This window comes from Streptococcus sp. SM3 (genome assembly GCF_027497875.1).
The window spans coordinates 1-12,571 of record NZ_JAJNSA010000017.1; the positions used below are offsets into that span (position 1 = coordinate 1).

7 protein-coding genes and 1 pseudogene are annotated in these 12,571 nt (G+C 40.7%); 2 read left to right on the plus strand and 6 right to left on the minus strand.

Features of this window, described 5'->3' with window-relative positions; all coding sequences use genetic code 11:
* Positions 1-97 (plus strand): IS3 family transposase (locus PAN06_RS04575; RefSeq protein WP_153210516.1); only part of this gene is annotated, 97 nt, incomplete at its 5' end.
* Positions 98-438: 341 nt separating this feature from the next.
* On the opposite strand, the gene rpsO is transcribed toward PAN06_RS04575, so the two are convergent.
* The 5 genes from rpsO to PAN06_RS04600 form a co-directional block, all read right to left on the minus strand.
* Complete coding sequence (rpsO, locus tag PAN06_RS04580; RefSeq protein ID WP_001018251.1) at positions 439-708, minus strand: 30S ribosomal protein S15; 270 nt, start codon at positions 706-708, stop codon at positions 439-441.
* Between the two features lie 143 nt (positions 709-851).
* Complete coding sequence (locus tag PAN06_RS04585) at positions 852-3,560, minus strand: FtsX-like permease family protein (RefSeq protein ID WP_346732048.1); 2,709 nt, start codon at positions 3,558-3,560, stop codon at positions 852-854.
* Positions 3,556-4,257 carry an ABC transporter ATP-binding protein gene (locus PAN06_RS04590; RefSeq protein WP_269795717.1) on the minus strand — a complete coding sequence of 234 codons (702 nt, stop codon included), beginning with the start codon at positions 4,255-4,257 and terminating at the stop codon, positions 3,556-3,558. Before PAN06_RS04590 ends, PAN06_RS04585 begins: the two co-directional genes overlap by 5 nt.
* Before the next feature lie 120 nt (positions 4,258-4,377).
* Positions 4,378-5,070, minus strand: a complete 693-nt coding sequence (locus PAN06_RS04595; RefSeq protein WP_000240129.1) for a phosphoglycerate mutase — start codon at positions 5,068-5,070, stop codon at positions 4,378-4,380.
* Between the two features lie 152 nt (positions 5,071-5,222).
* Positions 5,223-11,384 (minus strand): ZmpA/ZmpB/ZmpC family metallo-endopeptidase, encoded by a 6,162-nt coding sequence (locus PAN06_RS04600; RefSeq protein ID WP_269795718.1) that lies wholly within the window; start codon positions 11,382-11,384, stop codon positions 5,223-5,225.
* A 533-nt stretch (positions 11,385-11,917) separates the two neighbouring features.
* On the opposite strand from PAN06_RS04600, the pseudogene PAN06_RS04605 reads away from it, so the two are divergent.
* Positions 11,918-12,055 (plus strand): annotated as a pseudogene (locus PAN06_RS04605) (transposase); the annotation flags it as partial.
* Positions 12,056-12,178: 123 nt separating this feature from the next.
* Here the strand turns inward: PAN06_RS04605 and PAN06_RS04610 are convergent.
* Complete coding sequence (locus tag PAN06_RS04610) at positions 12,179-12,547, minus strand: hypothetical protein (RefSeq protein ID WP_084950118.1); 369 nt, start codon at positions 12,545-12,547, stop codon at positions 12,179-12,181.
* Positions 12,548-12,571: the final 24 nt, after the last annotated feature.

The window sequence follows — 12,571 nt, forward strand, 5'->3', positions numbered from 1 at the left end:
TATTGTGGACTACATTGATTACTACAACAACAAACGAATTAAAGTCAAACTAAAAGGACTTAGCCCTGTGCAATACAGAACTAAATCCTTTCAATAATTATTTGTCCAACTTTTGGGGGTCAGTACATGGAGTAGCTTCTTTATCAAGACATGCTCAATTGAACACGGCCTAAGCACTTGGCAAAAAAGATAAAATCTCCTAGAAACTGAAGTTTCTTCGTCAATTTTCCTATTTTTGCTTTGTGCTTTTGACGGCCTTTGTATCTTGTTAATTGAACACGGCCTAAGCAAGCAGATAAAAACAAAAAGCCCTCTGAAAATCAGAGAGCTCCAGTCTTGCTGGATAAAACGTTTATAGACTAGGCGACGAGGCGAAGATTGTACTAATGGTACATCAAGCCGAAGCCAACGAAGTATAGAAACGTTTTAGACGCAAGATTAGCGACGAAGTCCTAGAGAGTTGATTAACTCACGGTAACGGTTAACATCGTTTTTACGCAAGTATGCAAGCAAGTTACGACGGCGACCGATTTTCTTCATCAATCCACGGTAAGTAGCGTGGTCTTTTTTGTGTTGTTTGATGTGTTCGTTAAGGTGGTTGATTTCCCAAGTAAGGACAGCAACTTGAACCTCTACTGAACCTGTATCACCTTCGTGACGTGCATATTGTGCGATGATTTCATTTTTTTTCTCTTTTGAGATTGCCATGATGTTTCTCCTTTTTATTTGGCTTCATCCGAGTGACAGGTTGGCATGCCTGTAACCAAGAAGAAGTTATTTGTCTTTACGACAGTTCTTATTCTACCAAGAAGCAGAGACTTTGTCAACTGATTTACTTTTAAAAAATTGACCTACTCTACTGATTTCAGGGCTTCAAGCATATCCACCTTTCTCAAGTGGTGATTGACAAAGAGACCCAGTAAGGCTAAGATCACGGTCACTGCGACGATTGGAAGAGCAGAGACTTCCCAGCTGACTCGTGGATAAAAAAGTATGGTGGCAGGTGAGATCATCTGAATCAAAAATTGATGTAAATAGTAGCCGGCTACCAAACCGAGAATAATTCCCACAAGGGATAGCACCATGGTCTCGCGATAGATATAGAGGGTCACTTCTTTATTATGGAAACCGAGAACCTTGATAGTCGAAAGTTCACGGATACGTTCTGCCACATTGATATTGGTGAGATTGTAAAGAATGACAATGGCTAGCAAGACGGAAACAAGGATAAGGATTGCCATGGTTTTATTGAGAGAATTGGCTACAGATTCAAAGAGGTGGATAGCCGTTGCATTTTGGACCACCCCAGAAACAGCAGTTTTTTTCATAAAGGCCGTAGCTTCTTTCTCCGTATTGGATGGTGTTGGCTCTTTTAATTTTACTAGGTAGGTATTGTCTTTCGGACTGGTACCGTAGACTTGTTCGTATGTCGCTCGATTGAGATAAACAAAGTGTCCAACATAGTTTTCAGAAATAGCCGCGACCCTGATTTCTTTCCCATCAAGCTCCAGCTTGTCTCCAACCGTAATACCTTCTAGTTGAGCTAATTTTTGACTCACGACTGCTCCATCTGTGACCTGCACCTCTTGGCCATTTTCCTCTAATGCGATAAAGGGGTTGAAATTTTCTCTGCTTGTAACCATTATGGTGATAGTCTGAAGTCCTGCTTTTCCTTTGAAATCTTTTTCAATGGATTTAGAGTAAATCTTTTGATAAGCATGGATAGAATCAGCTTGCAAGGCACTTTCTAGGTCCGCTTTTTCTTTCTCCGCTACACTGCTCTTTTCCGCTACAATCATCTGGTATTGCTGGATTTGTTCAAATTGACGCTCGACAACTCCTCCCACAGAAGACTGAATGCCAAGACCTGCAAATAGGAGAGCAACCGAACCCGCAACTCCAAAAATGGTCATCAACATCCGTTGCTTATAGCGGAAAATATTTCGCGCCGTAACCTTATGAGTGAAGCTCAAACGACTCCAAATAAAGCTCAGGCGTTCCAGCAAAATCTTTGATCCTTTAACGGGAGGTTTGGGCAGCAAAAGTTGGGCTGCTTCATCGTGCAATTCCCTCCGTGCTACTAGATAAGCTGGCAAGACACTGGATACCCAACTTAAGGCCAGAGCAAGAAGGCTATAAGACCAGTAGAAATACTCCTGACTTTTCCCAACGACCATTCCAGCTGTTATAACATCCGAAATCACGCCTGCAAGGAGATAATGTCCTAAAAGCGTTCCTAAAACGGTTCCTACAGTTCCTGCAAGAAAACCATAGAGAACAAACTTGGCAACAATATCTTTATTCTTATAACCTAGAGCCTTGAAAATACCAGCATTGGTGCGCTCTTCATCCACAAAGCGAGTCATAGTTGTAAAGGTTACCATTGCAGCAACCATAAAAAGCACCACTGGAAAGATATTCCCGACAGAACGAATACTTGCTGAAGCGTTACTGTACATGAGATATCCTTGACCACCTGGCATGGTTTGGCGGTTGTATACATGGTAAGTAGGCTCTGCCAGTTCATCAAGCTCTTTCTGGCGTTGTTCAAGCTTCTCTTTTTCCTTGGCTAGATTACTCTCTGTCTGAGCCATTTTTTCTTTTTCTGTAGCCAATTCTTCCTTAGCTTTTGTCAATTGCTCCTTGACTTGACTCTTTTGAGGCTCAGGCAAAGCGGTCACTTGTTCTTCTTGCGTTTTCAATCGACTTTCAGCATTTTCTAACTGACTCTTGCCTTTTTGAAGGTTACTTTCAACTGTTTGGAGCTGCTCTTTTCCATCTTCCAAGCTCTTTTGCCCATTTGCTTTGATACTTGCCAATCTTTTTTGACCATTATCGGCAAGCAAGTTTTGTAAGTCTTCCTGGTGTTGATCTCGTTTGCTTCTATAGTCGAATGAAAAAGCATCTAGATTTTTTAAATCATCATAGCGCACACGCGCAATACTATACACTTCTGTATCAAACTGACTGGCTACAATCACTCCATAGCCAGCCAAGCTTCCATTTCCACTACTAGCCCTTCCCAAGTCTTCTTGAGAAAGTATCTCACCCGACTGAACAAATCCAGTAATGGTGAAAGATTGGGATTTTATGACGGTCTTCCCTTCTTCTTTCTTGCTAAAGGTGATAGTCTGCCCAATCTGATAGCGGTCTTTCCAGAAATCTGCCAAGGCAATTTCCTCATCAGCTTCTGGCAGTCGCCCTTCTGTCACTTGAAAAGTTGAAATTCCCTCTGGCTTAGAATAAAGTCGAACCGCTTCTTCACTATTTTCAACGGTTAGGTCTGCCATATAGCCAAACTCAACACTTGCTCCTTGAAGGGTCTTTAGTTCGTCCTGATCTTCTTTGTCCAAGCCATAATCAGCTATCACGGCCAGATCCAAGGTATTTGCTTTACGGAGATAATCCTCAGCCGTACGTTCCATATTTGGGCTAGTCACTTTGAGACCTACTAGAGCTAAAGACCCCAGCATCATCAAGGTCAAGATAGATAAAAAGCGTCCCTTAGAAGCAGTCACCGACTGGAGCAAGTCTTTTCGGTATGTTTTTTTCATGCTAATACTCCAATGTATCGATAGCCTGTGGATGCTCATTGATTGTTACTCTCATAACAGTGGCATCACGCATGTGAATCACCCGATCTGCGATAGGAGCTAGCGAGCTATTGTGAGTCACGATGATTACCGTCGCTCCCTTTTGACGAGACATGTCTTGGAGAATTTTCAAAACCTGCTTGCCCGTCTGATAATCCAAGGCTCCAGTTGGTTCATCACAAAGGAGAATTTTAGGATTTTTAGCTACCGCGCGTGCAATGGAGACTCGCTGTTGCTCCCCTCCAGAAAGCTGGGCTGGAAAGTTATTGAGCCTATGAGTCAGACCTACGTCTTTGAGCACTTGCTCTGGATCCAAGGCATCTGTCACGATTTCTGAGGCCAACTCCACATTTTCCTTGGCTGTCAGATTGGATACCAGATTGTAAAATTGAAAAACAAAACCTACATCTTCACGACGATAGTTTGTTCGTTGGTGCGAACTATAGTTGGCAATATTGGCACCATCGATCCAAATCTCCCCCTCGTCATTGGTATCCATACCTCCTAGGAGATTGAGAACGGTTGATTTTCCAGCACCTGAAGCGCCAAGAATAATGACCAGCTCCCCTTTTTCAATTTCAAAATTCACATCGCGATTTGCCACAATCTCCGTATCCCCAACCTGGTAACGCTTGTAGCTGTGTTTCATTTCAATATAAGCCATCGTCCTTCTCTCTTTCTTACAAACAAGTCACTCTTTACTATCATTATAACGCTTTTTCGAAGAGTTGGATACTAGAATAAAAAGAAAAACCTAGGTATTCCTAGGCTTTCTTTTTACAAATTATTTTCCAAGGTAGTATTCAGAAACTACGTTCAATTTTTCGTCGAATTCGAATACCAATGGTGGGAAGTTAGGGATTTCCACATCCATGATTTCGTCATCTGACAAACCTTTGATGTGTTTTACAAGGGCACGGATTGAGTTACCGTGAGCTCCTACGAATACGTTTTTACCATCTTTAAGAGCTGGAGCGATTTTATCTTCCCAGAATGGAAGGGCACGTTCCAAAGTCACTTTCAAGTTTTCAGCATCTGGAATAACTGAGTCGTCAAGTGAAGCGTAACGACGGTCTGTGTGAGCTGAGTGCTCATCATCACGGTCCATGTTTGGAGGCAATACATCGTATGAACGACGCCAGATGTGAACTTGCTCATCACCAAATTGTTCAGCAGCTTCAGCTTTGTTTTTACCAGTCAAACCACCGTAGTGACGTTCGTTCAAACGCCATGATTTTTCAACTGGAACCCACAATTGGTCAGAAGCTTCAAGAGCCAAGTTAGTTGTTTTGATCGCACGTTTCAATACTGAAGTGTAAGCTTGGTCAAATTCGATACCAGCTTCTTTGATCAATTTACCAGCGTCAATCGCTTGTTGTGTACCTTTTTCAGACAAATCAACATCAGCCCAACCAGTGAAAAGGTTAGCTTTGTTCCATTCAGACTCACCGTGGCGAGCAAAAACCAATTTTACCATTAGATGGATTCTCCTTTAAATTTTCCGAGGTTTCCCCTCGTTTATCTATTCTATTTTACACAATTTTTCACAAAAAAGCTAGTTAAAATCGACAAGTTCTGACAGTCAGGAAGTAAAGTCCTCTCATCCTGACTAGGAACTTCTATAATTCATTACTTTTTATTTGCAAAAATAGAAGTTCTAAAATCATTTGTTTGGTCTAGGTAGGCTTTAAAGACTGCTCTCTTAAGTTTATGAACTGCACTGTCAGTTTCTGGGTTATAGTCACTCCAACGCGTACCTTCCGCATCCTGTAAAACAGCTTGGTCCATGAGTTCTTGCAATTCTTTTACTCTTTGAATGGTTTTCGTGGCATTGCTCATCCATGATTGCGTCGAATCTTTAAAAGTAACTTTAGTCAAATGATCAAACTGAGCAACGCGCTCTTGATACATAGCTTTTTTGAAGGCTGCCCAAGATGAATACTGACCACCAAATAGCTTTTCTAAAACAAGCTTATCTGTCACTAATCCTTGCTTTTTACCGTAGAGGTTAATTGTCTGACCATTTTGTTTAGCAATTTCTTCATATTGGTTGGAAATATATGGGACCATACCATCTTTAAATCCTTTAGCAGCTAAGAGTTCATAAGCTATCCTACGCCCCATAAGATCTCCAGGAGTTCCTTTCTCACTGCTCAATGCTGAAAAGATTGGTGCAAAGAGTTTAATCGTAAAATAGCCATTTCTCTCATAAGTGCCAGCCTGATACTCACGAGCTGAGAGAATATTATTGTCAATCAAACTCTCAAAGCTAGTCAATTTTTGGGCTTCTTCTTCAGTCAAATCTTTCACAACATTAGTAGCATAAACATCATTTCCATCTGCTGGATCTTTCACATACTTGTTCTCAATTTTTCTGAGAGCTTCCACTTTCTGGGAAACATTCAGTTTCTTAACGATCGATTGCCCTTCAAGATATTCTAACAGATAGATGAGGTCAAACATATTATGAGCGTATTTATGGAGATCGGCTGCATCTTTGAATCGTTCCGTCGGATCTAAGACTTGTAGACGGGATCCTTCTAAGCTATCTGATTTTGAATGTTTCAAGATTGAGTTAATAGTAATGGTCGCATCATTTGGATGGTCTGGCGCTTGTAATAAGCCTTTAGCAAAGAACTCAGGACCAAGACCACTTCTTCGACCATAGCCACCAAGATAGATATCCTGATCTGAATCATGGGTCATCTCATGGGTATACGTAATAGCGCCATCCTTATCCAACATACGGTAAGACATATAATAGACACCATCTCCTGTTGCGTATGCACCGTGATGATTATGAACCACCTTGTTACCAACTGGTCCAAAGAAATGTTGCATTGCAGGATTTGAATTCTCAAAGTCTGCGATTGTTGAAGCCTTTCCTTCAGTATGATCATCACCAAACTTATAGGCATCATAAAGCAGGATCGTACGATAGAGTTTTTCACGTGACTGTTTATCCAAAATACGATACCAATAATCATAGTGATCTCGCTGACGCTTGGCTGTTTCACGCGCATTATCTTCAACAAACTTATTGAGTTCATCTCCAGCCTTATAGTCGCTGTTGCGGTAGCGATCGTAAGCTCCAAATCCTAGGCTAGACAAGGTTGAGATGACAAATACAGATCTTTCTGGCAAAGTAAGGAGAGGCAAGACCATATTGCGGTATTTCCAAGTACTACTAGTAATTCGGTCATAAACACCGATAGAGTACTTAGTCCCTGCTTGCTCTTGCTTGGCTTTGACCTCTGCAATAGTGGATTTTTCTTCGACGATGAAAGCTTTGGTCTGTTTTTTAAACCAGTCATTGTTGCTAGTGTTTGGTAAAAAGACTTTTCGGTAATTTTCTAGCGTGCTAAACAAATCTGTCGTTCCATGATGACTGGCAAGACTGATACCATAAGTATCAACGTTGTTCTTAGCAAGCAGATTATTAAATCCTGATTTCCCTAACTCAATCAAAGTATCTAACGGAGATGCATTTCCTTTGCCAAAGAAATTAAGGTGATACAAGACCAAGTCTTTAATATTAACCTGACCATAGCTAAAGTTATACCAACGCTCTAAGTAACTCATACCAAGAAGCAAGGCTTCCTTGTTGCGCTTAATTTTATCTACGATGTAACCTGTCATTACTTGATTGTTTTCCACTAGACCAGCATCCGCTGACAAAAGTTTTCTCAGACTGTCTTCTAGATGCTCCTTCGTTTTAGCAAACTGCTCTTCTAGATAGAGCTCGGTTTGCTTCACTTTGGGTGAGATACCGAGTGTGTTTCTGATCTCATCTGAGTGATAATCTACCTTCTTCAATTCTGGTAAGACTTGCTGGATAATCGTTTCTTGATTATACAAGAATTGGTTTGGCGTATAGAGAAGCCCCGTATCTCCTAGACTATATTCTGCTAACTTAGCAAAATCAGTCTGGTACTTGAGCTGGAATGTTTCAGAGGAATGATCCTGGTAATGGAGCAAGAGTTTGTTTGCAGTCTGTTTGTTGGAAACAATATCTGTGATCACTTGGTCATCCTTCATCATGACTGCAGACAAGAGTGCTTTTTTATATAAAAGACTGTTCTCATTGACCAGGTTTCCGTATTTGACGACGGTTGCCTTGTTGTAGAAAGGTAGCAATTTTTCTATATTTTTATAAGCCAAGGCGCGCTGAGCTTGATAATGCTTCACCTTAGAAAAATCACTTTCTTTACTACCACTTGTTGAAAGGGGCTCCACTGTTGGAGGGGTGAGAGGAGTGATTTCTGCTTTTTTATTAGTCACTTCAGAAGCATCTAAAATTGTTCCTCTTTCCACAAATGATTCCTTGCTGACGACTTCTTCCCTGACCAAGGTGACATTGTAGACTCTATTAGCTTTGTTGCTGAATGTATTAGCCACCTTCATTTCATTATAGTGGTAACCGGTAATAGCATTCCCGTTGGTTACATTGACATCACTTAGTACATTGGTCAATCTTCCTGCATGCTGTTCCTCATTCGTCTTTCGATCCCACAAATATCCAGCCACACCCGCAACTCTACCAAAGTGCTTGACATTGTTGATATCACCTTCAGCATAGCTATCCTGTATATGCGCATCTTGGTCTACTAGACCTGCCAGCCCACCAACAGTCTGATCTGAACTATTCGTATTGGATGAAATGGCTACTGTCGCTTTTGACTTAGTCAGTGAAGCTCTTCCTCCTGTCAAATGACCGACCAGACCACCAATATTGTATGCAGCAGTCGTTTCGTAGGTATTAACAATTCTTCCCTTAAAACTGCTCTCTGTGATGCTTGATTGGTCTGCCTTAGCCAACAAACCACCGATACCACGTTCCCCAGCCAGAACACCATCGACATGAACTTGCTTAATCTTTGTGTTATCCGTAGCTTCATTTGCCAGTGAACCGATATCATCTTTACCTGAAATAGAGACATTTTTTAGGCTCAACTTTTCTACTGTGGCCCCTCTCAATGTGGCAAACAGTGGCTTTTTCAAATTGTAAATAGCATACTGCTTACCATCTTTTTCACCCATCAACTGACCAGTAAAGGTGCCTTTGATGTAAGATCTGTCATCAGGTCCCAACTCCACTTCGTTGGCATTCATGCTAGCCGCTAAATGATAGGTTCCAGAGAGATTCTTGTTGATTGCTTTAACCAGGTTGCTAAAGGAAGTGAAGGTTGTTGTTTCTTCTGTGGCCTTTTTTGCGAGATAGAAGGTGAAATTATCGACATATTTATTTTCTAGCTCTTGCTGGAGTTTCTCAGCTTTGGCTATGATTTTATAAACTGATTGTCCATTTTTTATTTCTGCAGTTATTGAAGCGACAGGTAGATAGACATCTTTGAATGACGACGATTTTACCTTAACAAAGTAAGTGTCTAGATTACTTGGAACACTATCTAAAGAAACATGTTGTTTGTAAGTACCATTGGTCTGACTATATAACTCCAGATCAGAAACATTTCTTAATTCGAGTGTTTTTTCTGGATCTTTTTCTTTTGGTTTTTCAGCCGGATTTTCTGGTTTTTCTTGCTCAATATTGCCAGTATATTCTGGAAGAGGGGCAATTTGTTCGGGTTCAACAATCGCTCCGGATTGGGTACCTGTATAAGATGGTTTCGATGGTACCTGTTCTGGTTCGACTATTGCTCCAGATTGAATGCCAGTATATTCTGGTTTTTCATTTGTCTCAGGGGCTACAACAGCTCCCGATTGCTCACCTTTATATTCTGGCAAGGAAGGCTGAGTCTCCGGTTCGACAATGGCACCAGCTTGAGTTCCCTTGTACTCTGGTTGTGGAGCTACTTGCTCTGGTTCAACAACCGCTCCGGACTGGGTACCTGTATAGGATGGCTTATCAGCCGTTTCTGGTTCGACGATGGCTCCAGATTGAATGCCAGTATATTCTGGTTTTTCATTTGTCTCAGGGGCAACTATTGCTCCAGATTGCTCACCTTTATATTCTGGAAGGGAAGGCTGAGTCTCCGGTTCGACGATGGCACCAGATTGAGTTCCCTTATACTCTGGTTGTGGAGCTACTTGCTCTGGTTCGACTATTGCTCCAGATTGCTCGCCTGTATAGGATGGCTTATCAGCCGTTTCTGGTTCTACCAAAGCCCCTGATTGAGCACCTCCAACCTCTGGTTCCTGCTTTTCAGGTTCAACAATCGCACCAGATTGAATTCCTGTATATTCTGGAAGAGGAGAAACCTGCTCAGGATCTACTATTGCTCCAGATTGAATGCCAGTATATTCTAGTTTTTCATTTGTCTCAGGGGCTACAACAGCTCCCGATTGCTCACCTTTATATTCTGGCAGGGAAGGCTGAGTCTCCGGTTCGACGATGGCACCAGCTTGAGTTCCCTTGTACTCTGGTTGTGGAGCTACTTGCTCTGGTTCGACTATTGCTCCAGACTGAGTTCCTGTATAGGCTGGTTTATCAGTTTTCTCAGGGGCAACTATTGCACCAGATTGCTCACCTTTATATTCTGGCAAGGAAGGCTGAGTCTCCGGTTCGACGATGGCACCGGATGGAATCCCCTGATACTCAGGTTGCGGATCTACTTTCTCGGGTTCGACGACCGCTCCGGACTGAGTTCCTCTATATTCTGGTTTTTTGGCTGTCTCAGGGGCTACAACAGCTCCAGATTGCTCACCTTTATATTCTGGTAATGAGGCCTGAGTCTCAGGCTCACCTTTTCTTGCAGACTGGGGTATTTCACTCGGTACAACTGCCTTCTTAGTCCCTTTTTCTACTATACGTGGTAAGGCTTCTTCTACCTTAGTCGAGAGAACTTCTCGGGAAATTTCTTGATTTTCAACAGTGAAGATGCGAATAAGTTCAATCTTCTTCCCAGCACGACCTTCTTGTTTGACACGAATGGTTCCCTCTGTTAGATCTGGATTTTCTTGAACCACTTCTGAAAAGTCTAGATTGGTTACAATCTCTTGGTCTTTGTATAAGAGCTCTGGTTTGTTCACGCGACCAGCCAAGACTTCGTCATGAGGATCCACACTAGCAATACCAGACGGCTTTTGATTGGGTGAATCTTGAGAAGGGATTGGCTTGTCAGCAGGGCTTGTTGGAGACGGATTTTTCCGCTCATCTCTTACATTTTGCCCACCTTCATTGGACTGGAAATGAGGGTGAACCGTATCGTCTAGTTTCTGATCTCTAGCAACAGTTTCTAACTGATTAATTTTCTTGTCTTGCTTAATATAGCCTAGATAGGTATAACCTGACAGGACTCTTGGCAGAGGCAGACTATCTCCTTGAGATAATTGATATTCTTGATTGAATTGTAGCAAAAGCTGATTTTCAATAGCCTGAACCGAAGAGACCAAACCGCTCCCCACGCCTGTTATCAAAACAACCTTCAACAGCGCTTTCTTATTGCCTTTCTTTCTCGAAACAGCAAAAATGAGGAGTCCAATCGAAGCGAGGGCTCCACCAGTAAGGACGGTAACCAGATTACTATGCTCACCGGTATGAGGCAACTGACCTAGTTGGGCTTTCTCATCCATACGGTAGACTAGATAATAGGTACTCTCACTATCTTCAGCAATATTAGGAAAATCCTTTACAATCAAGTCCTTCTCATGACTACTCAGTTCTGTATCCGTCACGTATTTGTAGTGAACAGATACATTTTCTTGAGCAAATACGGTCCCACTGCTAGCAATAGACACAAAAAATAAACTCAAAATTGAAGCAGACACAAGACCAATCGCCAACTTTCGTAAGGAAAAACGATGCTGCTTCTCTCCAAAAAATTTTTTCATTCTATATCCTCTCTATTATTTTATCCATTTCAAAATAGAAGAAGCATTTTGCTTCCTCACTATGATAAACTTACAAGAAACAAAAATACTTCGATATATATTTTGATATATTCAATCTACAACCATCATTATACTATAAAAAGAGTTCCTTGTCTCAAATAAATGCTTTAGATTTTACGAATGAAATAGCTTATTTATCCTATAAAATTTTTCGTCAATTGGTAACAAAAAAATAAGACTAACCACCTTCATACTGTAATAAGTATTTCTAACAAAGATTCAATTCATTCCACCTCAGTTCGAAAGATATGATTCTTCAATTTCGAATTTTTTCAAAATTTCAAAGTATAGGAATTGCCAATAATTGTCATAATTTCTCCTATCTAGTCCACGAATGGGATTAATCCAACAGAACTACCTACGATAAACAATACAGACAGTGCAGGAGTCACACGCTCATCGCCCTTGAAATACACAATAGCCACAATTCTTAAAACTAAAATAGTAACTTTCATCAATCATGAAATCATTGAAAAATCGTCAACGCCCTTCAATTAGCCTATTCTAACTCCAAATCAGAAGCGACCAATAACCTCATCAAACTTATCAAGCGAAATTCCTTTGGTTTTCGAAACTTTGAAAACTTCAAAAAACGATTTTTATCGCTCTGAACATCAAAAAAAGAAAGGACGAAATTTGTCCTTTCTCTATCTTAGCTTTTCTTTAATCCACTACTGCTGACAAAGAACCAATTTTAGAGTTTCTCCATTTACTCTAGTTGACAAAAACTCTATTTATAGTTCAACTTTAAATTTTTTGAGGCTTCCTAAAAATAATGAAGCACCAACAATAATGACGATTCCCCCTATCCATCCTAATAATGGAACCAATGCAAGTGCAGAGCCAACAATTAATAAGACTGAGGGTGCAATAGAAATTCTATTATCATCTTTATAGTATATTAGTGAGAGAATACCTAGAATTAAAATTCCAATTTTTACTAAACTAAAAACAATAAAAATAATTCCTAAGATGACACCAACAACTTCTTCATTATCAAATATAGAGGCAATCATAATTATAATAATTGGCAAAATGGTTAGAATAGTTCCTGTAACTAAACCAATGATACCATCTAATTGAGCAAGTGTTTTCTTTTTCATCAATATTTCCTTTTCATTAAAAAT

Excerpts from the sequence above, each read along its gene's own strand:
- rpsO (WP_001018251.1), bottom strand. The coding sequence starts at position 708 with ATGGCAATCTCAAAAGAGAAAAAAAATGAAATCATCGCACAATATGCA.
- PAN06_RS04590 (WP_269795717.1), bottom strand. The coding sequence starts at position 4,257 with ATGGCTTATATTGAAATGAAACACAGCTACAAGCGTTACCAGGTTGGG.
- PAN06_RS04595 (WP_000240129.1), bottom strand. The coding sequence starts at position 5,070 with ATGGTAAAATTGGTTTTTGCTCGCCACGGTGAGTCTGAATGGAACAAA.
- PAN06_RS04600 (WP_269795718.1), bottom strand. The coding sequence starts at position 11,384 with ATGAAAAAATTTTTTGGAGAGAAGCAGCATCGTTTTTCCTTACGAAAG.
- PAN06_RS04610 (WP_084950118.1), bottom strand. The coding sequence starts at position 12,547 with ATGAAAAAGAAAACACTTGCTCAATTAGATGGTATCATTGGTTTAGTT.